Source organism: Massilia rhizosphaerae, from assembly GCF_016093545.1.
Taxonomy (GTDB): domain Bacteria; phylum Pseudomonadota; class Gammaproteobacteria; order Burkholderiales; family Burkholderiaceae_D; genus Telluria; species Telluria rhizosphaerae.
Map to the genome: position 1 here is coordinate 130,130 of NZ_JADKYX010000013.1, position 24,550 is coordinate 154,679.

26 protein-coding genes and 4 tRNA genes are annotated in these 24,550 nt (G+C 66.5%); 14 read left to right on the forward strand and 16 right to left on the reverse strand.

From position 1 onward, the window contains the following. Nucleotides 1-6 precede the first annotated feature (6 nt). Entirely contained in the window at nucleotides 7-750 is a 744-nt protein-coding gene (locus tag ISF28_RS19130) for an OmpA family protein (RefSeq protein ID WP_198118839.1), read from the forward strand. A gap of 80 nt (nucleotides 751-830) precedes the next feature. Here ISF28_RS19130 and icmH read toward each other — a convergent pair whose 3' ends face one another. Genes icmH through tssJ form a run of 3 tightly spaced genes read right to left on the reverse strand, consistent with a single transcriptional unit; the run spans nucleotide 831 to nucleotide 3,563 of the window. Continuing rightward, nucleotides 831-1,592: a type IVB secretion system protein IcmH/DotU gene (gene icmH / locus ISF28_RS19135; RefSeq protein ID WP_198118765.1), complete on the reverse strand. Its 762-nt coding sequence runs from the start codon at nucleotides 1,590-1,592 to the stop codon at nucleotides 831-833. Continuing rightward, complete coding sequence (tssK, locus tag ISF28_RS19140) at nucleotides 1,589-2,935, reverse strand: type VI secretion system baseplate subunit TssK (RefSeq protein ID WP_198118766.1); 1,347 nt, start codon at nucleotides 2,933-2,935, stop codon at nucleotides 1,589-1,591. Before tssK ends, icmH begins: the two co-directional genes overlap by 4 nt. A gap of 46 nt (nucleotides 2,936-2,981) precedes the next feature. Next, nucleotides 2,982-3,563 carry a type VI secretion system lipoprotein TssJ gene (gene tssJ, locus ISF28_RS19145; RefSeq protein WP_229519199.1) on the reverse strand — a complete coding sequence of 194 codons (582 nt, stop codon included), beginning with the start codon at nucleotides 3,561-3,563 and terminating at the stop codon, nucleotides 2,982-2,984. 198 nt (nucleotides 3,564-3,761) lie between these two features. Here tssJ and ISF28_RS19150 point away from each other — a divergent pair, with 198 nt between their 5' ends. From ISF28_RS19150 to tssA, 7 genes are all read left to right on the forward strand, one after another. Next, complete coding sequence (locus ISF28_RS19150) at nucleotides 3,762-4,358, forward strand: tetratricopeptide repeat protein (protein ID WP_229519200.1); 597 nt, start codon at nucleotides 3,762-3,764, stop codon at nucleotides 4,356-4,358. Nucleotides 4,359-4,378: 20 nt separating this feature from the next. Then, nucleotides 4,379-4,897, forward strand: coding sequence for a type VI secretion system contractile sheath small subunit (tssB, locus tag ISF28_RS19155; protein ID WP_198118768.1), 519 nt, complete (start codon nucleotides 4,379-4,381; stop codon nucleotides 4,895-4,897). Continuing rightward, nucleotides 4,894-6,387: a type VI secretion system contractile sheath large subunit gene (tssC, locus tag ISF28_RS19160; RefSeq protein WP_198118769.1), complete on the forward strand. Its 1,494-nt coding sequence runs from the start codon at nucleotides 4,894-4,896 to the stop codon at nucleotides 6,385-6,387. Before tssB ends, tssC begins: the two co-directional genes overlap by 4 nt. 30 nt (nucleotides 6,388-6,417) lie before the next feature. Beyond that, complete coding sequence (locus ISF28_RS19165) at nucleotides 6,418-6,909, forward strand: Hcp family type VI secretion system effector (protein WP_198118770.1); 492 nt, start codon at nucleotides 6,418-6,420, stop codon at nucleotides 6,907-6,909. 80 nt (nucleotides 6,910-6,989) lie between these two features. After that, nucleotides 6,990-7,457: a type VI secretion system baseplate subunit TssE gene (tssE, locus tag ISF28_RS19170; protein ID WP_198118771.1), complete on the forward strand. Its 468-nt coding sequence runs from the start codon at nucleotides 6,990-6,992 to the stop codon at nucleotides 7,455-7,457. 24 nt (nucleotides 7,458-7,481) lie between these two features. Beyond that, entirely contained in the window at nucleotides 7,482-10,121 is a 2,640-nt protein-coding gene (tssH, locus tag ISF28_RS19175; RefSeq protein ID WP_198118772.1) for a type VI secretion system ATPase TssH, read from the forward strand. A 10-nt stretch (nucleotides 10,122-10,131) separates the two neighbouring features. After that, nucleotides 10,132-11,112: a type VI secretion system protein TssA gene (gene tssA / locus ISF28_RS19180; RefSeq protein WP_198118773.1), complete on the forward strand. Its 981-nt coding sequence runs from the start codon at nucleotides 10,132-10,134 to the stop codon at nucleotides 11,110-11,112. Here tssA and ISF28_RS19185 read toward each other — a convergent pair whose 3' ends face one another. Continuing rightward, nucleotides 11,113-11,682 carry a phasin family protein gene (locus ISF28_RS19185; RefSeq protein WP_198118774.1) on the reverse strand — a complete coding sequence of 190 codons (570 nt, stop codon included), beginning with the start codon at nucleotides 11,680-11,682 and terminating at the stop codon, nucleotides 11,113-11,115. It abuts the gene before it with no gap. Nucleotides 11,683-11,731: 49 nt separating this feature from the next. Then, nucleotides 11,732-11,935, reverse strand: coding sequence for a hypothetical protein (locus tag ISF28_RS19190; protein ID WP_198118775.1), 204 nt, complete (start codon nucleotides 11,933-11,935; stop codon nucleotides 11,732-11,734). A gap of 69 nt (nucleotides 11,936-12,004) precedes the next feature. Here ISF28_RS19190 and cueR point away from each other — a divergent pair, with 69 nt between their 5' ends. After that, nucleotides 12,005-12,451 carry a Cu(I)-responsive transcriptional regulator gene (cueR, locus tag ISF28_RS19195; protein WP_229519201.1) on the forward strand — a complete coding sequence of 149 codons (447 nt, stop codon included), beginning with the start codon at nucleotides 12,005-12,007 and terminating at the stop codon, nucleotides 12,449-12,451. Between the two features lie 37 nt (nucleotides 12,452-12,488). Then, nucleotides 12,489-13,403: an alpha/beta hydrolase gene (locus tag ISF28_RS19200; protein ID WP_229519202.1), complete on the forward strand. Its 915-nt coding sequence runs from the start codon at nucleotides 12,489-12,491 to the stop codon at nucleotides 13,401-13,403. A gap of 109 nt (nucleotides 13,404-13,512) precedes the next feature. On the opposite strand, the gene ISF28_RS19205 is transcribed toward ISF28_RS19200, so the two are convergent. The 4 genes from ISF28_RS19205 to ISF28_RS19220 all read right to left on the reverse strand — a co-directional run bounded on the left by ISF28_RS19205 (nucleotide 13,513) and on the right by ISF28_RS19220 (nucleotide 13,944). Then, nucleotides 13,513-13,597, reverse strand: a tRNA-Leu gene (locus ISF28_RS19205). A gap of 31 nt (nucleotides 13,598-13,628) precedes the next feature. Continuing rightward, nucleotides 13,629-13,713 (reverse strand) — tRNA-Leu (locus ISF28_RS19210). A gap of 30 nt (nucleotides 13,714-13,743) precedes the next feature. Next, nucleotides 13,744-13,828 (reverse strand) — tRNA-Leu (locus ISF28_RS19215). Between the two features lie 31 nt (nucleotides 13,829-13,859). Further along, a tRNA-Leu gene (locus ISF28_RS19220) sits at nucleotides 13,860-13,944 on the reverse strand. 343 nt (nucleotides 13,945-14,287) lie between these two features. Here ISF28_RS19220 and rnr point away from each other — a divergent pair. The 4 genes from rnr (at nucleotide 14,288) to ISF28_RS19240 (ending at nucleotide 19,261) form a co-directional block, all read left to right on the forward strand. Further along, complete coding sequence (rnr, locus tag ISF28_RS19225) at nucleotides 14,288-16,864, forward strand: ribonuclease R (protein WP_198118776.1); 2,577 nt, start codon at nucleotides 14,288-14,290, stop codon at nucleotides 16,862-16,864. A gap of 3 nt (nucleotides 16,865-16,867) precedes the next feature. Continuing rightward, nucleotides 16,868-17,626: a 23S rRNA (guanosine(2251)-2'-O)-methyltransferase RlmB gene (gene rlmB, locus ISF28_RS19230; protein ID WP_198118777.1), complete on the forward strand. Its 759-nt coding sequence runs from the start codon at nucleotides 16,868-16,870 to the stop codon at nucleotides 17,624-17,626. Between the two features lie 170 nt (nucleotides 17,627-17,796). Next, entirely contained in the window at nucleotides 17,797-18,534 is a 738-nt protein-coding gene (cysE, locus tag ISF28_RS19235; protein WP_198118778.1) for a serine O-acetyltransferase, read from the forward strand. 37 nt (nucleotides 18,535-18,571) lie between these two features. Beyond that, complete coding sequence (locus ISF28_RS19240) at nucleotides 18,572-19,261, forward strand: YceH family protein (RefSeq protein ID WP_198118779.1); 690 nt, start codon at nucleotides 18,572-18,574, stop codon at nucleotides 19,259-19,261. On the opposite strand, the gene ISF28_RS19245 is transcribed toward ISF28_RS19240, so the two are convergent. The 7 genes from ISF28_RS19245 to ISF28_RS19275 form a co-directional block, all read right to left on the reverse strand. Continuing rightward, a complete protein-coding gene (locus ISF28_RS19245) occupies nucleotides 19,221-19,994 on the reverse strand; it encodes a hypothetical protein (protein WP_198118780.1) in 774 nt (257 codons plus the stop codon). The genes ISF28_RS19240 and ISF28_RS19245 overlap by 41 nt on opposite strands. A 23-nt stretch (nucleotides 19,995-20,017) precedes the next feature. Beyond that, nucleotides 20,018-21,016 (reverse strand): hypothetical protein, encoded by a 999-nt coding sequence (locus ISF28_RS19250; protein WP_198118781.1) that lies wholly within the window; start codon nucleotides 21,014-21,016, stop codon nucleotides 20,018-20,020. Then, nucleotides 21,013-21,882: an ABC transporter ATP-binding protein gene (locus ISF28_RS19255; RefSeq protein ID WP_198118782.1), complete on the reverse strand. Its 870-nt coding sequence runs from the start codon at nucleotides 21,880-21,882 to the stop codon at nucleotides 21,013-21,015. Before ISF28_RS19255 ends, ISF28_RS19250 begins: the two co-directional genes overlap by 4 nt. After that, nucleotides 21,879-22,244, reverse strand: a complete 366-nt coding sequence (locus ISF28_RS19260; protein ID WP_198118783.1) for a GntR family transcriptional regulator — start codon at nucleotides 22,242-22,244, stop codon at nucleotides 21,879-21,881. Before ISF28_RS19260 ends, ISF28_RS19255 begins: the two co-directional genes overlap by 4 nt. Before the next feature lie 167 nt (nucleotides 22,245-22,411). Then, nucleotides 22,412-23,170 carry a UDP-2,3-diacylglucosamine diphosphatase gene (locus ISF28_RS19265; protein ID WP_198118784.1) on the reverse strand — a complete coding sequence of 253 codons (759 nt, stop codon included), beginning with the start codon at nucleotides 23,168-23,170 and terminating at the stop codon, nucleotides 22,412-22,414. A gap of 59 nt (nucleotides 23,171-23,229) precedes the next feature. Then, the gene (locus tag ISF28_RS19270) at nucleotides 23,230-23,724 is read right to left on the reverse strand and encodes a peptidylprolyl isomerase (RefSeq protein ID WP_198118785.1); all 495 of its coding nucleotides are present in this window, start codon (nucleotides 23,722-23,724) and stop codon (nucleotides 23,230-23,232) included. Between the two features lie 84 nt (nucleotides 23,725-23,808). Continuing rightward, entirely contained in the window at nucleotides 23,809-24,414 is a 606-nt protein-coding gene (locus ISF28_RS19275; RefSeq protein ID WP_198118786.1) for a peptidylprolyl isomerase, read from the reverse strand. Nucleotides 24,415-24,550 lie beyond the last annotated feature (136 nt).

The following is a 24,550-nucleotide window of genomic DNA, read 5'->3' on the forward strand; positions in this document are numbered from 1 at the left end:
GTGAACATGGCCGTCGCGGCCGCCACCTGCATGCCGCCCGTCGCCCGGGCGGAAGCGGCCGCGCCCATCGTCGTCTCCGGCACGGTCGGCGACGAAGCCAGCAAGGCCGCGCTGCTGGCCCGCCTGCGCGCCGTGTACGGCGCCGACCGGATCGTGGACCAGCTCGCGGTCGGCCGGGTCTCGATGCCGGCGAACTGGAACGAGCACGTCGGCAAGTTGATCGGTCCGAACCTCAAGCTGATCAGTCGCGGACAGTTGCAGGTCGACGGCACGAACGTCAGCCTGCGCGGCGACGTCGCGAGCGAAGCCCAGCGCACGCAGGTCGCGAACGACATTGCGCTGGCCCTCGACCCTGCCTACACGGTCAACAATGGCTTGCGGGTGGCGGCGTCGGAACAGGGCATGCTGGATGCGGCGCTGGCCAATCGCATCATCGAATTCGAGTCCGGCCAGGCTACGTTGACGGATTCCGGCAAGGCCATCCTCGACCAGATGAGCGCGGCGCTGCTGCGCCTCAAGGACAAGCGGGTCCAAGTGATCGGCCATACGGACAACGCCGGCTCGCGCGCCGGCAACCTGTCGCTCAGCCAGGCGCGCGCGGAAGCCGTCAAGGCCTATGTGGTCGGGCGCGGCGTCAATCCGGACATGATCGCCGTGTCCGGCGAAGGCCCCGACCGTCCTGTCGCCGACAACCGCACGCCGGAAGGACGGGCGCGCAACCGACGCATCGAATTCAAGGTCGTGCAGTAGGCGTCCGGTACCCCGCGGGTGCCGGACGGGTACCCCGCGGGTGCCGGACGGGCACCGCGCAGGCGCCGGACGCCGCCGCATCAGGGCAGCGTGATCGTCACGTTGGCCGACCGCGGCGGCAGCTTGATCAGATCGTTGTAGCTGGCCAGCGCCCGGTCAGTCTCGTGGCCGAGCGCGCTGCGGTAGCCCAGATAGGCGCCCAGGCCGGCCAGCGCGAACACGCCGCACAACAGCCACAGCGACGTATCGCTCCCCAGCTTGTGGACGATCTGGTCCGGCCGTTCCGCGTGCGGGGCAAAAGCGCGGGTCTTGCCGCGCATGCGTGCGATCTCGTCGCCGAGGCGCGCGGTCAGGTAGTTCAGCTTGTCCCGGCCGTCGAGGGCGAAACGGCCCTGGAAGCCCAGCAGCAGGCACAGATGGTAGACCTCGAGTGCCTGCAGGTGCGCGCTGCCTTTGGCGCGCAAGTCTTCCAGCCGCTGGAAAAAGTGCTCGCCGGCCAGTTGATCGCCGAACAGGCGCAGTTGTAGCGGCCGGGTTTCCCAGGCCTCGCGGATGGCGTAGTCGGAGCCGAGGATGATCTCGTCGACGGCCGCGCAGAATGCATACTTGGCGGCCGTCACGTCGTCGGCAGCGATGCCGAGCGCCTTGGCGCTGCGGTCGACTTCGCCGAGGAAGCCTGTCATGCGGTCGGCGAAGCCGGCCTGGTCTTGCGGTCCGCAGCCGTTTTTGAGGAGGAACAGAGCATAGAATCCCTCGACCATGAGGTCGACGAGGGAGGCGGGGGCGGTGCCGGCGGCGCCGCGTTGGGTGGGCGCGGCGCGCCGTTCGACGGGATGGTTCATGCTGCGATCGCAATCAGTTCGAGTTTGAGGTCACGGATACCGTTCGGCACGTAGATCGAGATGGCTTGCGCCTTGAGCATGCTGTCGTACAGCACGCCGCGGTTCTCGAGCACGAAATACACCATGTCCGGCCGCACGGGCAGCGCGCTGGGCACCTGGGCCGCATGCGCCAGCTTCACGCCGGGCATGGCCGTCAGCACCAGCTTGTCCACGTCCTCGGGCGCGCCGATCTTGAAGCGCAGCGGTACGATGTCGACGAGCTGCAGCGCCGGCAGGTCGGCCGCCACGCCCAGGTACAGTGTCGTCTGCGCATTGATCTTGCCGGAGTCGAGCGCGCCCAGGTGGTAGGACGGCCGGTCGTTCGACAGCGCGACGGCGAAGTAGCGCGACGAGATCACGGTATCGAGCAGCTCGCGCAGGATGCCGTCCAGGCGGGCGAAGGCCGGGCCCGGGTCCTGGTGCGCATAGGCCGGCAAGTCTTCCAGCCTGGCCGTGCGCGAAAACGTCATCAGGCCGCCGGCCAGTGTCAGCAATTCCTGGAACAGGCGTTCCGGATGCAGTTCGCGGTGGTTCAGGTAATGGGTCAGCGCGGCATAGCCGGTGCTGACCGTGTGCAGCAGCCAGAACGACGCGACGTCGCCGCCGCGCAGTTCGACGACGTGCCGGCCCGGTTCGCGGTAATGGCCGTACAGCGCGTTCACCTTGGCCAATAGTTTTTCCATCAGCCGCACGAGGCGGCCGTGCAGGCCGTGGGCACCGGCGATCGACAGGCTGGGCGGCGTGAACGCCTGGTCGACTTCGAAGCCGCCCGTCGCCACGCGCTGCAGGCGCACGAGCGGGAAGCTGTCGTAGGCGTCCAGCGATTCGAGCTCGGACACGAGGCGCACGGTGCGCGTCAGATAAGCCACCGGGGCCGGCGCGGCCTGGCTGAACAGGTCCAGGGTATCGTGTTCGCGCTGGCCGAAGCGGGCGTCCGGCCGGGTTTCGCCGCGGCCCGCGCAGTTGTCGCCGTGCGGTTTCAGCACGGGCAGGGCGGCGTGGAAGGTGATCGTCTGCACCTCGGGCGGCAGCTCGTCCAGGCGCGCCTGCGGCGGCAGCGGATCCCGGTCCGGGGCGCGCACGAGGTCGCCGTCCGGGAAGATCAGCGACAGCTCCGTCACACGCAAGGTGTCGGCCTTGAGGGCGTCCGTATCGATGGCCAGCCTGCGCACGCCCCAGCAATACGGATGCAGGGCGTTGGCCGTTTCGTTCAGGCGCGCTTCGTGGTAGCGGTCCTGTTGCTGGAAGTGCTGGGGACGCAGGAACAGTCCTTCGCCCCACATGACTTTCGACGGTATGTTCATGAGCCTCCCTTCACAAATCTCTAGCTTGCTGGAAACGTTGCGGCGCTTATTGACAGTGGACAAGAGACACAGGCTTGACGTCATCGCCGGCCGGCGCGGCACCCGTGCCGACCGTCAGCGCGCAGGCCAGGAGGCCGATGGTGACGCCGGCCTGTTCGGCGTCGGCGGCCGGGAACACGACGCGCCAGCCGCGCTCGGCCGGTGCATGGAATAACGCGACGACGCCGAGCCACGGCGTGTCGCGCGCCAGCGTCTCGTTGACGTCGAGGTGCTGGCCCGGCACCAGCGTCACCTCCCTGACGTCGACGAGGTCGCTGCCGAGGGCGTCGCGCTCGGCCCGTGGCGACAGGAAGGCGGCGTATGGCGCCTGTTCGAACGCGTCGCGCTGGCGCAGCCTGTAGATGCGCACCAGCAGGGCCAGCGACTGGCCGCGCGCATCGACGTTCAGTCGCGTCGCCGCATGCAGGTGCAGGACGACATTGCGCGGCGGCAGCTGGGATTCCGGAACGGGAGGCGGCTTGCTCAGTCCCATCGCTTCCAGCGCATGACTGCCCAACGTATCGGGACCGCCGGCACAGCCGCCCAGCATCCAGGCCAGGCAGCACAATCCCATCCATGATCGTTTCATCGGCGCTCCTTGCATCTGGTTAAGGGGACAGGAAGATTTAACGGGATCGCCCGCCATGCGCCCTGAGCGGGCGCAATACAGGCTCAACCGCGTATTCGATCAGGCGCAAGGTGGCGGCAAAGGTGCGTTGATGACACGCAATTCTCCCTGGAAACCGTTCACGAATAATGGCGTCTGATTTCAAACCGGGAGAGCCAGATGACATTCGAACGCCTGATGCCGCTTGCCGCGGTGCCCTTCACCTGTGTCGCGCTGTTGTCGGCCTGCGCCAGCACCGGCACGCCGGCGGCCAGCCACGCCGCGGCCGTCGTCAAGCCGGTACCGACGATGGCGACGGCGATGGCGGATGCGGATGCCGCCATGCTGGCGGGCCAGAACGACAAGGCCTACGCGATCCTCAGGAAAGCCGGCGGCAATTTCCCGACCGACAAGACGCCGTGGGTGCGCATGGCCCAGATGCACTTCGACAGCACGAATTACGGCGAGGCGATCGTCGACGCGCTGGAAGCCCTGGAGCGCGACCCGGACGACACGCTGGCCAACAGCATCGTCGCCGTGAGCGGCCTGCGCGTGACGAGCAAGGCGCTGGCCGACCTGAGCAAGAAAAACAATTTGACGGGCAATGTGCGCACCGAGGCGCAGGATCTCGCCAAGCTGCTGCGCACGAGCCTGAACGAAGAAGTCCTCGTGCCGACCACCCGTCCGGCCGCCACGCATGCGCGCGAAACGGTGCGCAGGGCCGCGTCCGCCGCCCGTTCCACCGCATCGAGCGATCCGTTCGGCGCGCTCAAATAACCCTGCCCACTGGAGACGACATGGCCAAGAATGAAAGCGTGCAGAAACGCCTGCAGAAAGTGCGCGCGCCGCGCGTGCAGATGACGTACGACGTCGAGATCGGCGACGCCATCGAGAACAAGGAATTGCCGTTCGTCGTCGGCGTGCTGGGCAACTTCGGCAACGATCCGGACGCGCCGAAGAAGCGGCTCAAGGACCGCAAATTCGTCAACGTCGATGCCGACAACTTCGACGAAGTGCTGGGCGGCGTGGCGCCGGCGACGAGCTTCCGCGTCCAGAACCATCTGTCGCCGGAAGGCGGCGAATTCGCCGTGCAGCTGCAATTCAAGCAGATGGACGACTTCCGTCCGGAAGCCGTCGTCCAGCAGGTGGCGCCGCTGAAAGGGTTGCTGGACGCGCGCGCCAAGCTGGCCGACCTGCGCAACAAGCTGGCCGGCAACGACAAGCTGGAAGACCTGCTGAACGACGTGCTGACCAACACGGAAAAACTGGGCAGCCTGCGCAAGGGCGGCGGCAACCCGGGCAAGGAGGAAGCATGAGCGCGATCCTCGACACGGCCAATGCCGCCCCGGCGCCAGCCGGTGAACTGGACATGTCCCTCCTCGACCAGATCGTCGAGCAGAGCCGGGTGGCGAAATCGAGCAGCGAACATGAGCGCGCGCGCGACATCATCTCCGAACTCGTGAGCCAGGTGATGGAGGGCACGATGGTCGTGTCGACGAACCTGTCGGCCACGATCGATGCGCGCCTGGCGGAGCTGGACCGCATGATCTCGGCCCAGCTGTCCGCGATCATGCACGCGCCCGAGTTCCAGAAGCTGGAGCGCAGCTGGACCGGGCTGCACTACCTCGTCAAGAACACGGCCACGAGCACGGGCCTGCAGGTGCGCATGCTCAACGCCAGCAAGCGCGACCTCGTGAAGGACTTCCAGTCGGCGCTGGAATTCGACCAGAGCACCTTGTTCAAGAAGGTCTACGAAGAGGAATTCGGCAGCTTCGGCGGCGCGCCTTACGGTACGCTGATCGGCGACTTCGAGATCACGCGCCAGCCCGAGGACATCTATTTTCTCGAGCAGATGTCGCACGTGGCGGCGGCCAGCCATGCGCCGTTCATCACGTCGGCGGGACCGGAGTTGTTCGGCATCGAGAGCTTCGGCGACCTGGGCAAGCCGCGCGACCTGGCGAAGGTATTCGACACGGTCGAATACGCGAAATGGAAGGCGTTCCGCGAATCGGAAGACGCGCGCTACGTCGGCCTCACCTTGCCGCGCTTCCTGGGCCGCCTGCCGTACAACCCGGCCGACGGTACCGCCACGGAAGGCTTCAATTTCGTCGAGGACGTGGACGGCACCGACCACCAGAAATACTTGTGGTGTAACGCGGCGTACGCGTTCGCGACCAAGCTGACGAAGGCGTTCGAGGATTACGGCTGGTGCGCGGCGATCCGCGGCGTCGAGGGCGGCGGCCTCGTCGAAAACCTGCCCACGCACACGTTCAAGACGGATGAAGGCGAGATCGCGCTGAAATGCCCGACGGAGCTCGCGATTACCGACCGCCGCGAGAAGGAATTGTCGGACCTCGGCTTCATCTCGCTCGTGCATTGCAAGAACACGTCGTACGCCGCGTTCTTCGGCGCGCAGTCGGCGCAGAAGGCGCGCAAGTACGCGAACGACGCGGCCAATGCGAACGCGCTGTTGTCGTCGCAGCTGCAATACATCTTCGCCGTGTCGCGCATCGCGCACTACATGAAGGCCATGATGCGCGACAAGATCGGCAGCTTCGCCGCGGCGTCGAACGTCGAGGATTACCTGAACCGGTGGCTGACGCAATACGTGCTCCTCGACGACAACGCGAGCCAGGAGCAGAAGGCGCAATTCCCGCTGCGCGAAGCGAGCGTGCAGGTGGCCGAGGTGCCGGGCCGTCCCGGCGTCTACCGCGCGGTGTCGTTCCTGCGCCCCCATTTCCAGCTCGACGAATTGTCCGTTTCGCTCCGACTGGTCGCGGAGTTGCCGCAATCGACCAAGAACTGATTTTTTCAACAACCTGAACTGGAGTAGAACATGGCAATTGACGTGTACCTGCAAATCGACGGCATCAAGGGCGAATCGGCCGACGACAAGCACAAGGATTGGATCGAGTGCAAATCGGTCAACTGGGGCGTCACGCAACCCAAGTCCGCCACGGCGTCGACCGGCGGCGGCCACACCGCCGAGCGCTGCGAGCACGAGGAGATCGAGATCGCCAAGCTGGCCGACCTGTCCTCGCCGCTGCTGCTGCAGACCTGCTCGTCGGGCAAGACCATCCCCAAGGCGAAATTCGAATTCATGCGCGCCGACGGGCAGGGCGAACGCGTCAAGTACTTCGAGATCGAGCTGGAGAACGTCCTGATCGGCTCCGTCAAGCCCCAGGTCGGCGAAGGTGATTTCCTGCACGAGACGGTCGGCCTGAAATTCTCGAAGGTCAAGTGGAAGTACACCCAGCAGAAGATCGGCGGCGGCGCCGGCGGCAACACGTCGGGCGGCTGGGACCTCGCCACCAACCGGGTCGTCTGACCGCCATTCCCGCATTCCCCGCGTTTGCCGCGGCCCCTCGGCCGCGGTCTTTTTTCCTGCGGCTTTGAACGGGAGCAGCGATGACAGCCTATCTTCCCGGCCTGCTCGATTGCCTGATGGGACAGCGGGCCCACCCCGGCCGCCTCGGGGTCGAACAGCTCAAGGACAACGTCGCGCGCGACCTGGAAGCCCTGCTGAACGCCCGCGCCGGCATGCCGCCCGCCGCCTTCGACGCCTATCCGCTGGCGCGCGCCTCCATCCTGAACTATGGTCTGACCGACTTCGCCGCCTTCTGCCTGTCCAGCAGCGAAGACCGCGCCGCCATCTGCGCCTGTCTCAAGGAGGCGATCGAGCGCCACGAGCCGCGCCTGAAGAACGTCAGCGCCGCGCTCGAAGAAGACGAGGGCGGCGTCAATCGCCTCAGCTTCGTGATCACGGCGACGCTGCACGCCGGTCCGGACGCCGAGGCCGTCAATTTCAACGCCGTGCTGCAGCCTTCCTCGCTGCATTACGCGATCAGCAAGGTCGCCCGCGCCGCGCGTACGTGACCACCACAGACAAGGACATCGACGATGGATATCAACCTCAAGACCCTGATCGCCAAGCTGAACGACGTCACGCGTACGGCCGCCACGCGCGCGGCCGGCATCTGCGTCGGGTTCGGCCAGTACGAAGTCGACATCGAACACCTGTTCCTCGCGCTGCTGGAGCAGCCCGGGAGCGACCTCGTGGTGGTGGCGCGCGAGGCCGGCATCAGCACGACCGGCCTCGAATCGGACCTGCGCAAGGAGGTCGAGCGCCTGCCTTCCGGCAGCGCGCGCACGCCCGTGTTCTCGCGCCACCTGCCGGTGTTGTTCGAGCATGCCTGGCTGATCGCATCGCTGAATACGACTGCGCAGCCGCAACGCATCCGCAGCGGCCACCTGCTGCTCGCGCTGCTGACGGAGCCCGGCCTCGCGCAACTGGCCCAGCGCGCGTCGCGCCATTTCGCCGCGTTTCCGGTCGATCGCCTGAAGCACGATTTCGACAAGCTGACGCACGGCTCCGGCGAAGCGCCGGCCGTCGCGGCCGAGGCGCAGGCGCCGTCCGCGGACCCGGTCAGCGAACTGCAGGCGGCGGCGCCGGGCAAGACGCCCGCGCTCGACCAGTACACGACCTGCCTCACGGCCCGCGCGCGCGAGGGCAAGCTCGATCCCGTGATCGGGCGCGACGCCGAGATCCGGCAAGTCATCGACATCCTGATGCGGCGGCGCCAGAACAACCCGATCCTGACGGGCGAGGCGGGCGTGGGCAAGACGGCCGTCGTCGAAGGCCTCGCGCTGCGCATCGCGCAAGGCGACGTGCCGGACGTGCTGAAGGGTGTCGAGATCCACGTGCTCGACCTGGGCCTGCTGCAGGCCGGCGCCAGCGTCAAGGGCGAGTTCGAGAACCGCCTCAAAAACGTGATCGACGAGGTGAAGAAAAGCCTGCATCCGATCATCCTGTTCATCGACGAGGCCCACACGATGATCGGCGCCGGCGGCGCGGCCGGCCAGAACGACGCGGCCAACCTGCTCAAGCCCGCGCTCGCGCGCGGCGAGCTGCGCACCGTGGCCGCCACCACGTGGAGCGAGTACAAGAAATACTTCGAGAAGGATGCCGCGCTGGCGCGCCGGTTCCAGGTCGTGAAGGTCGAGGAGCCGAGCGAGGACACGGCGTGCGCGATGCTGCGCGCGATGGCGCCGCTGATGGAGGCCCACTTCGGCGTGCGCATCTATGACGAGGCGGTCAATGAAGCCGTGCGCCTGTCGCACCGCTACATCAGCGGGCGCCAGCTGCCGGACAAGGCCGTCAGCGTGCTCGATACGGCGTGCGCGAAGGTCGCGCTGGGCCAGAAGGCGACGCCCGCCGTGCTGGAGGACTGCACGCGCCGCGTGGAACATCTCGATGCGCGCATCCAGGCCCTCGTACGCGAGGAGAGCGCGGGCGCGATGCACGCCGCCGCGCTGGCCGCGCTGCGCGCGGAACGGGCGCAGGCGCTGGAAGACCAGGAGCGCCTGCGCGCGCGCTGGGACGCCGAGCAGGCGCTGTGCGCCGAGATCCACGCGATGCGCGCGCGCCTGGAGGCGGGGCAGGGCGACAGTCCGGCGCTGCACGCCAAGGTGGAGGAACTGCGCGCGCTGCAGGGCGAGACGCCGCTCGTGCCGGTGCAGGTCGATGCCCAGACCGTGGCCGCCATCGTGGCCGCATGGACCGGGATTCCGCTCGGGCGCATGGTGAAGGACGAGATCCGTACCGTGATGAACCTGCAGGGGCTGCTGGACGAACGGATCCTCGGCCAGGGCCACGCCAGCGGCATCGTCGCCCAGCGCGTGCGCACGGCGCGCGCGAACCTCGAGGACCCCAACAAGCCCAAGGGCGTGTTCCTGTTCGTGGGCACGTCGGGCGTCGGCAAGACGGAAACGGCGCTGGCGCTGGCGGACCTGCTGTACGGCGGCGAGCGCAAGCTCGTCACCATCAACATGAGCGAGTACCAGGAAGCGCACAGCGTCTCGGGCCTGAAAGGCTCGCCGCCGGGCTATGTGGGTTACGGCGAAGGCGGCGTGCTGACCGAAGCCGTGCGGCGCAATCCGTACAGCGTCGTGCTGCTGGACGAGGTCGAGAAGGCGCATGCGGACGTGCTGGAGTTGTTCTTCCAGGTGTTCGACAAGGGCGTGCTGGACGACGCGGAAGGCCGCCAGATCGACTTCCGCAACACGATCATCATCCTGACGTCGAACGCGGCGTCGAGCCAGATCATGCAGGCCTGCCTGAACAAGGCGCCGAGCGAACGGCCGACGCCGGACGCGCTGGCGGAACTGATCCGCCCGACCCTCATGAAGCATTTCAAGCCCGCGTTCCTGGGCCGCCTGACCGTGGTGCCGTTCTATCCGATCGACGACGCGGTCCTGGGCAACATCATCCGGCTGAAGTTGGACCGCATCAAGCAGCGCGTGGCCGTGAACCACAATGCCCGCTTCGAGTACGACGACGCGCTGGTCGCGGCCGTGCTGGCGCGCTGCACGGAAGTCGATTCCGGCGCGCGCAACGTCGACACGATCCTGAACGGTACCCTGCTGCCCGAGATCGCGGACGCGGTGCTGGCGCGCATGGCGGAAGGCGGCGCGATCGGCCGCGTGAAGGTCGGCGCGACCAAGGCGGGCAAGATCAAATATGCCGTCGAACCGGCGTGAGGAGGCGACGATGCTGAACCTGGAACGGCTGCTGGCGCCCGTCAGCGCCGACAAGCCCTGCGGCGACGATCTCGCGTTTTCCAGCGAGATCGACGCCATCGTGCGCGCGCGCCAGGCCGACGATCCGTCGCTGGAGCAGGGCGCGTGGGTCACGGAGCTGAAGGAAGCGGACTGGAAGTTCGTCGCGCGCGAGTGCGCCCAACTGATCGAAAAGCGCAGCAAGGATCTGCAACTGGCCGTCTGGCTGGCGGAAGCCACGGTCCGCACGGCCGGCTTGCGCGAATTCGGCGACAGCCTGTTGTTGACGGCCATGCTGTGCGAGCGTTACTGGGACGGCCTGTATCCGCTGCCGGACGAGGATGGCGTCGAGCGCCGCATCGGCAACCTGTCCTGGCTGGCCGCGCGCATCGCGCCATGGCTGCGTGACGTCCCGCTCACCGAGGGCGCGGGCGGCCATGCGCTGCGCGATTTCGACGTCGCGCGCGCGCAGGGCGCGGACGCGCTGGCGAAGCTGGAGGGCGCGCGCCAGCGCACGCCGCAGGCGTTCTACACGAATCTGATGCACGACTGCGAGCATTGCGCGGCCGCGATCGACCGGCTGGAGCGGAGCGTCGATGCCGTGGCGGGTGCCGACGGTCCCAGCTTCAGCGCGGCACGGTCGGCGCTGGAAAGCCTCGTCCTGTTCATCAAGCCGGCATTGAAGGAAGCGGCGCCGCCGGCCGCTGCGGCCGACGGTGCGGTGGCGGCGCCGGCGCAGGCCGCGGCGTCGGCCGGGCCGCTGCAATCGCGCGCCCAGGCGCTGGCCCAGCTGCGCGCGGTGGCCGACTACTTCCGCCGCACGGAGCCGCACAGCCCCGTCGCCTACCTGGCCGACAAGGCCGCGCAGTGGGGCGAACAGCCCCTGCACGTGTGGTTGCGGGCGGTGGTCAAGGACGACGCGGCGTTCGCCCACATCGAAGAGATGCTGGGCGTCGGGCCGCGCCCATCCTGATCAATGCCGTGCGCCCGGCGCGGGCTGCGCTTGCGACTGGGCGGCCCTGAGCTGCTCGGTCGCGCGCGCGACCTGTTCCTCGACGCGGTGCATGGCCTCGCGCGTCGATTGCGTCACCTGCTCATAGCCCTTGAACGCGTTCTCGATCGCGACCTTGATGATCTCCACCGCGTTTTCCTGGCCCGGCTTGACGTTCTGGGTGACGTCGTAGATCAGCGCGGACAGGGTGTTCTTCGCTTCGGCCAGGTGGGTGTCGGCGGCCTGCTCGAATTCGTTCTTGATGTCGCCGATGATCTGCTTGAGCTGGTCGCCGTAGGCCGTCGCTTCCGTCATGCCCGGCTGCATGTGCGCGGACAGGGCATCCATCGCCGCCTTCGGATCCTGCGCCTGGCTGAGCTGGCGCCCCGCTTCCAGCGTGTTCTCCAACGATTGCTTGGCGGTCGCCAGGTTCAGCGCCACGACCTGCTCGACGCCCTGCACGGCTTTGCTGGCCAGGGCATTGAACGTCTGCATTTGCAGGTCGAACAGGGTCTTGGTGGCGGATGCGAATTGCTCGGGATTGTTGAACATCGATTTCTCCTCGGTTAGGAAACTACGGCGACCTGGTGTTGCTCCTCAATTATTTAGCAGGCAATGGCTTTTCGCAATGGGCGTCACGATAAGGGCCGTCGGCGCGGGCCCAGCCGTCGCCCAGCGGGGTCTGCGAACAGACGAGCGTGCCCGTGCTCTTGCTGCGCCAGTGATACCAGGGCGCGGGCGCCGCGTTCAGGACGATGGGGCCGGCGAGGGCCAGGCTGAGTGCGATCAAGACAGTTTTCTTCATGGTTTGCCGAGCTTAACCGCTTCACGCGCCAAGTCAAGCAAGCTTGAGCTTCCCATCGTGGGAAGGTGTATGCTGGCCACATTCGGCAAGGAAGGCAATATGAACGATTCGACGGCGGATATCCGGTTCAACATCGGCGAAGCGGCGCGCGCGTCCGGAGTGACGGCCAAGATGGTGCGTCATTACGAGGCGATCGGCCTGCTGCCGCCCGCGCGGCGCACGGAGGCCGGCTACCGGCTGTACGGCATGGACGACGTGCGCATGCTGCAATTCATCCACCGCGGCCGCGCCCTGGGCTTTTCGCTGGATCAGATCGCCGACCTGCTCGCGCTGTGGCGCGACAAGGACCGCGCCAGCGCCGACGTGCGCCGTCTTGCGCTCGCACACATCGATGCGCTGGACCGCAAGATCGCCGAGCTGGAAGCGATGAAGCGCACCCTCGCCACGCTGGCCGGCTCCTGCCACGGCGACGCGCGGTCCGACTGCCCCATCCTGGACGATCTGGCGGCCCACTGATCCAGGCGGCTGGACCGCGCGGCGGCAATGCGGTCTAATGGCTGACGAGTTCACCCAGCCATTCGCCATGCTTGTCCGCCTGCCGCTGTCCGCCTGCCTGATCGTGCTCGCCATCGTCGTGCTGGGCGGGGCCGTCGTCTGGGCGATCGGATCGAAACTGATCGCGGTCGAGCCGCATCCGGTGGCGCTGCCCGGCCTGGGCGCGGAAGACGTGGTATTGCGCCCGGCGCCCGACCAGCGCGTGGCCGGCTCCTTCCTGGCGGGACGCGGCCGGGGCGCCGTGCTGCTGCTGCACGGCATCCATGGCGACCGCCGCGACATGGCGGCCCGCGCCCGTTTCCTTCAAGGGCACGGTTATGCCGTGCTGCTGATCGACTTGCCGGGTCAGGGCGCCAGCACCGCGTCGTCCGTGACGTTCGGCCTGCGCGAAGCGGATGGGGTGCGGGCCGCGCTCGCGGAACTGCGGCGCCGCGCGCCGGGGCAGCGCGTCGGCGTGATCGGCGTGTCGCTGGGCGCGGCGTCGCTGGTACTGTGCCGCGATTGTCCTCCCGTCGATGCCGTCGTGCTGGAATCGATGTATCCGACGATCGAGGAAGCCGTCGCGAACCGCCTGCGCATGCGGCTCGGGCCCGTGGGCGGGCCGTTGTCCGGGTTGCTGCTGTGGCAGTTGCCGCTGCGCCTTGGCATCCGGCCCGATGCGCTGCGTCCGATCGCGCGCATCGCGGAGCTGAACGCGCCGGTGCTGATCGCGGCCGGCAGCGCCGACCTGCACACGACCTTGCCGGAAACGCGGCGCCTGTTCGCCGCGGCCGGGGAACCCAAGGATTTGTGGGTGGTGGAGGGCGCCGCGCACGTCGACCTGCACGCCTACGCGCCGGCCGACTACGAACGGCGAGTCGGCGGGTTCCTGGCGGCGCACCTCGATCCGGTAGTCGTCACCGACGGACGATGAACGATGAACGATGAGCCGGACGCCGGAAGCGCAAAACGCCGCAATCCTTGTGCAAAGATTGCGGCGTTTTGCGCCGGTATTCCGGTGGCCGTTACGGCCGGGTAGCTTTTGGTGCCCACGGAGGGACTCGAACCCCCACACCTCGCGGCACATGGACCTGAACCATGCGCGTCTACCAATTCCGCCACGTGGGCAAATCAACACTTCCAACAACAGGGTAGCTTTTGGTGCCCACGGAGGGACTCGAACCCCCACACCTCGCGGCACATGGACCTGAACCATGCGCGTCTACCAATTCCGCCACGTGGGCAATCAACACATCCGACAACAAGGTAGCTTTTGGTGCCCACGGAGGGACTCGAACCCCCACACCTCGCGGCACATGGACCTGAACCATGCGCGTCTACCAATTCCGCCACGTGGGCAATCAAACAACCTTGCGCAATGCTCGCCAGCTGGTGCCCACGGAGGGACTCGAACCCCCACACCTCGCGGCACATGGACCTGAACCATGCGCGTCTACCAATTCCGCCACGTGGGCATTGGACCGCTTTGCTTGCATTGCTCGACGTCGCCGTCGAATTCCGCTACGATATCAGGCTTTGCCATTTTGCGCTAGACCAACTTTCGTTCGATCCCGGCGCGCATCGCCTGCGCAGCGCCTTCGTTTTCGGCTGGGCCGTTTCCGAAGAGACCGAAAGTATAGCGGATGGCCGGCAAATGTCAAAGGCCTCCGAGCGGGACAATCGCTGCACGCTTCGCGGGCGAAGTTAGGCGAATCCACCCGTCCTCCGTTACACTACGCCTGCCTGCGTGTCAATGTAACGATATCCACGCCGTCAGACAGAGGACGGCGTCACCACTGAAAAGATAAGAATACGAATTTGAAGCACCCAACTCATACCATCCCAAGCCGCGAGGAAATCCTCGGCGTGTTCCGCCAGGCCCGGGGACCGCTCGACAGCGGCGCCCTGGCCCGAGCCCTGCAAGTCAACCCGGAAGCGGAAGGCGTGCTGACGCGCCGCTTGAATGCGATGGAGCGTGACGGCCAACTGCGCGCCAATCCGGCGGGCGAATATGCGCTCACGGACCATTCCAGTTTCATTTCCGGCCGCATCAGCGCGCACCGCGACGGCTTCGGTTTCGTCATCCCGGACGAGGGCGGCGACGACCTGTTCCTGTCCGACAAGGAAATGCAAAAAGTCCTGCACGGCGACCGCGTGCTGGCGCGGGTCGTCGGCACCGACCGCCGCGGCCGCGCCGAAGGCACGATCGTCGAAGTCACCGAGCGCGCCAACACCCACGTGATCGGCCGCCTGCTGAACGAGAACGGCGTCTGGGTCGTCGCGCCGGAAGACAAGCGCATCGGCCAGGACATCCTCGTGTCCGGCGCGCCCGGCAAGGCCAAGTCAGGCCAGATCGTCAGCGTGGAGCTCATCGAGCAGCCGTCGCGCTTCCGCCAGCCCACCGGCAAGATCGTCGAAGTGCTGGGCGAACTGGACGATCCGGGCATGGAGATCGAGATCGCCGTGCGCAAGTTCGGTGTGCCGCACATTTTTTCCCCTGGCGCCATCAAGCAGGCGAACAAGCTGCCGAACGAAGTGCGCGACGCCGACCTGGCGGACCGCGTCGACTTGCGCGACGTGCCGCTCGTCACGATCGACGGCGAGGATGCGCGCGACTTCGACGACGCCGTGTACTGCGAACCCGTCAAGATCGGCCGCACGAAGGGCTACCGCCTGCTCGTGGCGATCGCCGACGTGAGCCACTACGTCAAGCCGAACGACGCGCTCGACGGCGATGCGATCGAGCGCTCGACGTCCGTGTACTTTCCGCGCCGCGTGATCCCGATGCTGCCGGAAAAACTGTCGAACGGCCTGTGCTCGCTGAACCCGGCCGTCGACCGTCTCACGCTCGTGTGCGACATGGTCGTGACGACCGCCGGCGAAGTGAAGGCCTACCAGTTCTACCCGGCCGTGATGCACTCGGCCGCCCGCCTTACGTACAACGAGGTCGCGGCCATCCTGGGCAACACCAACGGTCCGGAAGCGGGCCGCCGTCCCGGCATCGTGCCGCACCTGCTGAACCTGAACGAGGTGTTCCGCGCGCTGCTGCAGGCGCGCCAGGAGCGTGGCGCGATCGACTTCGAAACGACGGAGACCTATATCGTCTGCAATGCGATGGGCAAGATCGAGAAGATCCTGCCGCGCACCCGCAACGACGCGCACCGCCTGATCGAGGAATGCATGCTGGCCGCCAACGTGTGCGCGGCCGACTTCCTCATCCGCCACGACCAGCCGAGCACCTTCCGCATCCACGCCGTGCCGACCGAGGAAAAGCTGAACCAGTTGCGCACGTTCCTGAAACAGGTGGGCCTGAACCTGGGCGGCGGCACGACGCCGCAGGCACGCGATTACGCCGAGCTGATGCTGCGTATCAAGGAGCGCCCGGACGCCACGCTGTTGCAGACGATGTTGCTGCGCTCCATGCAGCAAGCCGTCTACAGCCCGGACAACGTCGGCCACTTCGGCCTCGCGTACGAGGCGTATGCCCACTTCACGAGCCCGATCCGCCGCTACCCCGACCTGCTGACGCACCGCGCCATCAAGGCTGTGCTGAAAGGCAAGAAGTACGAGCCGACCGGTATCGACCTGTCCAAGTTGAACACGACTGTGTCGAAGACGGTGCGCAAGCAGGCCGCCAAGGACAAGGCGGAAGGCAGGCAGAAGGATCCGAAGGACCTGACGATCTGGGATGCGCTGGGCGTGCATTGCTCGGCCAACGAACGGCGCGCCGACGAGGCGTCGCGCGACGTCGAGAACTGGCTCAAGTGCTACTACATGAAGGACCGCCTCGGCGAGGAATTCACCGGCGTGATCTCGGGCGTGACGCCGTTCGGCATCTTCGTCCAGCTGGACCAGCTGTTCGTCGAGGGCCTCGTGCACGTGACGGGTCTCGGCACCGATTACTTCCAGTACGACGAGGCGCGCCACGAGCTGCGCGGCGAGCGCACGGGCCAGGTGTACCAGCTGACGGGCCGGGTGACGGTGCAGGTGGCGCGCGTCGACCTGGAATCGCGCAAGATCGACCTCGTGCTGGCGCAGTCCAGGGCGCAGGAACCCGTGCCGGCGCCGCTGGAACGTGCCCGCGCCGCCGCGCTGGAAGCCACGGAATCCAAGCCGCCGCGGCGCAGGAAAGCAAAAGCGGCCAAGGGCGCCGTGCCTGTGTCGCAGCAGGAAGCGCGTGCGACCCCGGCCGAGCCGGCCGCATCCACGTTCGGCGCCACCGACGAGAGCGAGGAAGACGTCGTGTTCGTGCCGCCACCGCGCGGCCGCCGCGGCGCCCGGGGTGCATCATCGGCAGCAAAACCGGCCGCAGCAAAACCGACCGCGACGAAAAAGACCGCGGCGAAACAAGGCGCTTCCACGAGAAACGCCTCCAAAACCAGGAAGAAGAAGTAACGCATGAAAAATAAAATGATTTTCGGCTTCCACGCCGTGACCTCGCGCCTGCGCCACGAGGCCGCCAGCGTGGAAGAGATCTTCGTCGACGCGGGTCGCCAGGACCGCCGCATGCAGGACCTGATCGCGAACGCGAAGGCAGCCGGCGTGCGGGTGATGCCGGTCGACGCCGAGCGCCTCGACAAGATCGTCGGCACGCGCCGCCACCAGGGCGTGATCGCGTTCGCCAGCCAGCTGTCGCTGGCGCGCAACCTGGACGAGCTGCTGGACGCCGTGGAAGGCCCGCCGCTGCTGCTGATCCTGGACGGCATCACCGACCCGCACAATCTCGGCGCCTGCCTGCGCGTGGCGGACGGCGTCGGCGCGCATGCCGTCATCGCTCCGAAAGACCGTTCCGTCGGCCTGAACGCGACCGCGGCCAAGGTGGCCAGCGGCGCCGCCGAGACCGTGCCTTACATCACCGTGACGAATCTCGCGCGCACGATGCGCGACCTGAAGGAGCGGGGCATCTGGCTGATCGGCACGTCCGATGATGCCGACAAGGGCCTGTACGAAGGCGATTTCACGGGCCCGACGGCGCTCGTGATGGGTTCGGAAGGCGAGGGCATGCGCCGCCTCACCCGCGAGACCTGCGACATGCTCGTTTCCATTCCCATGTTCGGCTCGGTCGAGAGCCTGAACGTCTCCGTGGCCTCGGGCGTCTGCCTGTACGAGGCACGCCGCCAGCGCCTGGCGCGCGAACCGAAATACCCGTCGGCGTAACGCGTGCGTGATGGTGGGCACGGGGTGCCCACCCTACGATACCTCCGCCGTAGGGCGGGCTCCCCGAGCCCGCCGGACGCTGACGTACCTGTCTTTCAAAATTGATTCCCTCACAAGCAAGTACGGCGCGGATAGGCTACCATGCCGTGTCACTTGCACGAATCACGACCATGTTCTCCAACCTGCGCGAAGATATCCGAAGCATCATCGAACGCGACCCTGCCGCCCGTAACGCATGGGAAGTGCTCACCTGCTACCCGGGCCTGCATGCCGTCGTCATGCACCGCTGGGCGCACGCCTGTTGGCGCGCCAACCTCCGCTGGCTGGGCCGCTTCATTTCGTACTTCGCACGCATTCTCACCGGCATCGAAATCCACCCGGGCGCGACGATCGGCCGCCGCGTGTTCATCGACCACGGCTTCGGCGTCGTGATCGGCGAGACGGCCGTCATCGGCGACGATTGCACGATCTACCAGGGCGTCACCCTGGGCGGCACGACGCTCGTCGCGGGCACGAAGCGCCATCCGACGCTCGAGCGCGGTGTGATCGTCGGCGCCGGCGCGCAGGTGCTGGGCGCGTTCACGGTGGGCGAATATGCCAAGGTCGGCTCGAACGCCGTCGTCGTCAAGCCGGTCCCGGCCGGCGCGACGGCCGTCGGCAACCCGGCCCACATCCTGCGCAAGGAAGACCAGACGCGCAGCGCCCAGATGTTCGCGGCCTACGGCGTCACGCCGAACGGCGACGATCCGCTGTCGAAGGCCTTGCGCAACCTGATCAACCACGTGGCCCAGCAGGACGAGCAGATCGAGCGGATGTGCGCGACGATGAAGGCGGCCGGCATCCGCTGCCATACGCCGGACGAGAGTGATAAACTCGACCAGGCGCAACTGAACCGGCTCGTCGATTGAAGCGATCGGCGGGCGCCGAACGAACAAAGGACCACCGATGCAAGACGACATCCCGGGCAGCTTCGACCCGGCCTCCGACCTCGACCCGAACGAAATCCGCGTGCTGGGCGTGCTCGCCGAAAAAGAGGCGCTCACGCCCGACAATTACCCGATGTCCCTGAATGCCGTGATGAACGGCTGCAACCAGCTGTCCAGCCGCGATCCCGTGATGCAGCTGTCGGAAGACGTCGTCCACGACACCTTGCAGCGCCTCATGCAGCGCAAGCTCGTGAACGGCATCGCCCAGGCCGGCGCGCGCGTCATCAAGTACGAGCACCGCATGCGCATCAAGTGGACGCTCGAACAGGACAAGCTTGCGGTGCTGACCGTGCTGATGCTGCGCGGCCTGCAGACGGCCGGCGAGATCCGCAGCCGCACGGGCCGCCTGCACGAATTCAAGTCGGTGGCCGAGGCGGAGTCCGCGCTGCAGTTCCTGATCGACAAATATCCGCCGCTCGTCGCGCGGCTCGAGCGCGCGCCCGGCACCAAGGAATCCCGCTACGGGCAATTGCTGGGCGGTCCGATCGACGTCGCGCGCGTGGACGCGGCCGCCGCTGCGGGCGGCGGCGCGTCCGGCGGATCGACCGGCGCCCGCGTGGCCCAGCTCGAGCAGGAAGTGACGGCGCTGCGCAGCGAAGTCGACGAACTCAAGGCGCAGTTCGCGGCGTTCCGTCAGCAGTTCGAGTAGCGGCGTCGGGCGCGCCGTCGCCGAATTGCACGAGCGCGTCGTCCGGCCATGCCGGGTCGCCGATCGGCACCATCACGTTCCAGCCGCGCGTGTCCAGCGTGCGCGACCGCGCGCCGTCGCGCAGCACCGCCCGCGCGTCGCGCCGGGCGGCGGGGACGCCGAAGTTGAAATCCTTCTTGCCGCACCAGTCCGACGTCATCATCAGCGTGCTAAGGGCCGCTTTCGCCAGGAACGGCATGTCGTGCTTGACGATGGCGATCGTCACCCGGCATTCCAGGCGCAGGTCGCCCAGCCGGCGCACGTCGTCCGGCAAGCCGGCCGTGCGCACCTCCGGATGCCCGGTGTACTTGCCGTTCTTCCGGTTCAGGATGAAGGTGGCGTCGGCGTCGTAGGCCGCCTGGTCGCGCGCCAGGGTGAGCAGGCCGGCGGCGTCGACCGGCACGCTTTCCTGGAAGCGGCCGTCGTCGCTCGCCAGCCTTAGTTGCAGGCCGTCGTCCGCGTTCGCCGGGGCGCCGTCCGCGTGGCGCATGCGGAAGCGCAGCGTGGCGTGCGGTGCCAGTTCACGGTGGGCGTCGAAGGCGTCGAGGCCGGCGGCGACGCTGCGGTACGAGCGCATCTCCGGGTCCGCGATGCCGGCCACGTGGACCGACGGCACGGGTTCGCCGGCATGCGCGGCGGGGAGGGCGCATGCCAGCAGCGCGCCCAGCACGACGGTGATACGGACGATGCGCATGGTTCCGTCGGGGCGCATGGCCTTCAGCCCTCGTCGCGCCAGCGGCGCATGCGCATCGCGGCGTACAGCATCGCGATGCCCATCGCCACGCCGATCCAGGCGTCGATGCCGGCGAGGCTGCGGTAAGAGATGGTGAGCACGCCACCGGCGTTGATGGGGTGCATGGTCGGATACATGGCGTTCGGCGCGTTGCCGGGGAACGTGAACCAGATGCCCGGCACGATGCCGCCGAGGATGCGTACGACGACGTCGTTCGCATAATGCGCCAGCAACAGCGTCTGGCCGGCGAAATTCTCGAGCGCCGCGTTGATCCATTTGATGACGACGAGCGCCACGACGGGGATGCCCACCGCCCACAGCAACGGCTTCGATTTCGCCCAGCTCGACACGAGCAGCAGCCAGCCGACGGTGGGCAGCGCCCACACGACGTACACCGGCAGCAGGGCGGCGGCGCGCAGCGGCGACAGATACAGCTCCGGCGATGTCAGCAGCTTGGCGGAGATGTCCTGGCCGTGGGTGCCGAGCGCCACGCAGGCGATGAGTATCAGCGCCAGTGCGACGACGACGATCAGCGCGATCGTGATCACGGGCGCGACGACCATCGCCGTGATGGCTTTGGACAGTACCGTCATCGGATCGGAAACGGGGAGCGACTTCCAGAACAGGATGCTGCGGTCGCGGCGCTCGTCGTACAGTGCGCCAAGGCAGTAGAAGAATACGACCCCGGTCAGGATCGCGAACAGGGGTGCCGACGCGCTCATGTAAGCGCCGGTGGCGAGCATCCCGGCCGCCATTATCGCCTTATGGACCGGGACGCCGTCCGGGTGGAAATTCATCGTCAGCTTTTCCGGATAGCCGTGCACCGTGATGACATAGGCGAGGATGCCGCCCATCAGCACCACGAGGAGTGCGCCGACCACCACGGGCGCCCAGAACATCGAGCCCTTGTGTTCCCAGAACTCGCGGCGCAGCAGCCAGGTCATGGTGTTCGCGCTCATATTCGCGCTGGTGTTCGGTTTCATGCGTAGGTTCCTTTCATGGTCGCGACGAACAGGTCGGCGACGGAGGGATTGCGGGTTTCGCCGAGGGCGGCCAATTGCTGGCGCGAGGCGCCGCCGGGGCCGGCGTCGAACAGCAGCACGGCCTTGCCGAACACGGTGCGGCGGTCGATCGGCTGCAGCGCGTTGGCGGCGCTCAGTTTTTCCTGCGGGACCATCACTTCGATGTAGCGTTCGCCGATTTCTTCCATCGACGCGGCCAGCACGATGCGGCCGTCGCGGATGAACATCAGGTCGGTCAGGATGTGCTCGACTTCTTCGACCTGGTGCGTCGTGATGACGATCGTCTTGTGCTCGTCAAAATAGTCTTCCAGCAGGTTCTGGTAGAACTGCTTGCGGTAGATGATGTCCAGGCCCAGCGTCGGTTCGTCCAGCACGAGCAGCTTGGCGTCGATGGCCATCACGAGGGCAAGATGCAGTTGCACGATCATGCCCTTGGACATTTCCTTGACCTTCATTGCCGGCTGCAGCTTCGTGTTGGCGAGATAGCGTTCCGCCTTTTCGCGGTCGAAGCGCGGGTGCACGCCGGCCACGAAGTCGATGGCGTCGCGCACGCGCAGCCAGCGCGGCAGGATGGCGACGTCGGCGATGAAACAGACGTCCTGCATCAGCTCGTCGCGCCGGGTACGCGGGTCGAGGCCCAGCACGGACAACTGGCCCTCGAACGGGATCAGGCCCAGCGCCGCCTTGAGCGTGGTGGTCTTGCCCGAACCGTTCGGGCCGATCAGGCCGACGATGCGGCCGGCAGGGATGGTGAAGTCGATGCCGTCCACGGCCGTGCGCTTGCCGTAGCGCTTCGTCAGGCCCTTCGCTTCGATCACGGCGGTCATCGCGCGCCTCCGTTCGGTTCGCGCAGCAATTGCTCGACATTGAGGCCGAGGCGGCGGATCCGCTCCAGCATCGCCGGCCATTCTTCACGCAGGAAGCGTTCCCTTTCGCTGGCGAGCAATTTCTCGCTCGCGCCTTCCGTCACATACATACCGATCCCCCTTCGTTTTTCTACTAAGTTGTCGTCGACCAGTTCCTGGTAAGCCTTCGAGACCGTGATCGGATTCAGCTGGTATTCGGCGGCGATCTGGCGCACGGAAGGAAGCGGGTCCCCGGCCTTCAACGCGCCATCGAGCATCATGCCGATCACCTTGTCCTTCAACTGCCGATAGATCGGAGAGTTGTCATTCCAGCCGATCGTCATCGCCGGCCTCCTTTCGTCGTGATGGTTTCATGTTGGTGATGTACAGTCGTGGTGATGTAGTGAAGTATAACACCAAGTCGGCGATGGTCAATATGGGGATGACCTAGCAGGATTGAGAGGGTGGTGCGCGGGATCCGGAACGTAGTCCGGGCCGTTCTGTCAAACGGTCACAGTACCCGGCCGTCGAGGTCATGACGCAGGATGCGTCCGGCCTCGTCGATGGCGATCCAACCGCCGCGAACGGGCTCGGCGTCCAGTTCCCAGTCGGGCAGCACGTAGCGACGCTTGCCGTCGGCCTCGTGCAGGGCGGGCCGGTGGGTGTGACCGTGGATGATGACGTCGATGCCGCTGTCCGCATGCAGCGCGGCGACGGCGGCCGGGGTGACGTCCATGATCTCGTACGATTTTTCGCCGTGCGCGGCGCGGCTGCCTTCGCGCAGGCCGGCAATGATCGCCTTGCGCTGGGCCAGCGGCATGGCGAGGAACTGGCGCTGCCACGCCGGGTCGCGCACCTGCGCGCGGAAGGCCATGTACTTGACGTCGTCCGTGCACTGGGCGTCGCCGTGGACGAGTACGACCTTGCATCCGCCGATCGTCGCCACGTGCGGTTCGGGCAGCAGGGTGAGGCCGGCCGCGTCGGCAAAGCCGGCGCCGACGAGGAAGTCGCGATTGCCGCCGAGCCAGTAGACGGCCGTGCCGCCGTCGCTCACGCGGCGCAGCGCGTCGGCGACGCTGCGGTTGAACGGATCGTTGAGGTCGTCGTCGCCGGCCCAGTATTCGAAGATGTCGCCGAGCAGGTACAGCCGCTCGGCCTGTGCCGCGCGCTCGGCCAGGAAGCGGAAGAATGCCTCGGCCGTACGCGGGTGCGATGCCTGCAGGTGCAGGTCGGAAATGAAGAGTGCGAGCGTGCGCGCGGGTGCGGTCATGTGCTGCCAGGATCAATCGCCGGAGCAGGGCGCCCGCGCGTCATGCCTGCCTTGTCGGATTATTGGACGACTTCGACGTTTTCGATGACGACGTCTTCACTCGGTACGTCCGAGTGCATGCCGGCGCGGCTCGTCTTGACGGCGTTGATCTGGTCGACGACGTCCTGGCCTTCGACGACCTTGCCGAACACGGCATAACCCCAGCCGTCCTGGCCCGGGTAGTTCAGGAAGTCGTTGTTCTTCGTGTTGATGAAGAACTGGGCCGAGGCCGAGTGCGGTGCCATCGTGCGGGCCATCGCGATCGTGTACTTGTCGTTCTTGAGGCCGTTCTTCGCTTCGTTCTCGACGGTCTGCTCGGTCGGCTTCTGCTTCATGCCCGGTTCGAAACCGCCACCCTGGATCATGAAGTCCTTGATCACGCGGTGGAAGACGGTGTTCGTGTAGTGACCCTTGTTCACGTAGTCCAGGAAGTTGGCAACGGTCTTCGGCGCCTTCTCGGCGTCCAGTTCGACCTTGATGTTGCCCTTGTTGGTGGTCATGAGTACGGTGGTCATGTTGGTTGTCCTGTGTTGGTTATACATGCCGGGAAAACCTTGCGCGAAGCACGCACAGGCATCCGGCGCGGAGTTGCGAGTTCGCTATTTTACTAGTTTATCGCCCTTGAGGATGGTCGCGGACTGGATCACGACGGGCGTCACGGGCACGTTCTCGAGGCCATGAATGTCGTCGACGAGCACGCCCTTGATCTTGTCGACGACGTCCTGACCTTTCACGACCTTGCCGAACACGGTATAGCCCGAGCCCTGCATGTTCGGATAGTCGAGCCCCGGATTGTCGACCACGTTGATGAAGAATTGCGAAGTGGCCGAGTCCGGATTCGATTCGCGTGCCATGGCGACGGTATACTTTGCGTTCGTCAGGCCATTGTTGGACTCGTTCTTGATCGGTTTGTTCGTGCGGCGTCCGTGGAACTGGGCATCCATGCCGCCGCCCTGGATCATGAAGCCGTCGATCACGCGGTGGAAGATCGTGCCCTTGTAGAAGCCGGACTTCACGTACTTGAGAAAATTGTCCACGGTGACGGGCGCTTTTTCCGGGTTCAGTTCCAGGACGATCTCGCCCATCGACGTTTTCAATGCGACTTGCGGGTCGGCCGCGAACGCGGCGGCGGACAGGGTCAGCGCGGCGAACCCCGCGGCGAAGCGGGCGGCAAGGCGCATGCCAGGCGATTTCAGGACGTGCATCGTAGCTTCCTCTCGGTGGATATAGAGCAAAGTGCTGTCAAGGGTTTTGCAGAAAAATAAACCTAAGGCATATGCGGCCAGTCGGGATTTTATCAATGCTATACTTTGCGGCGGACTGCCGATTCTATCAAAAAGA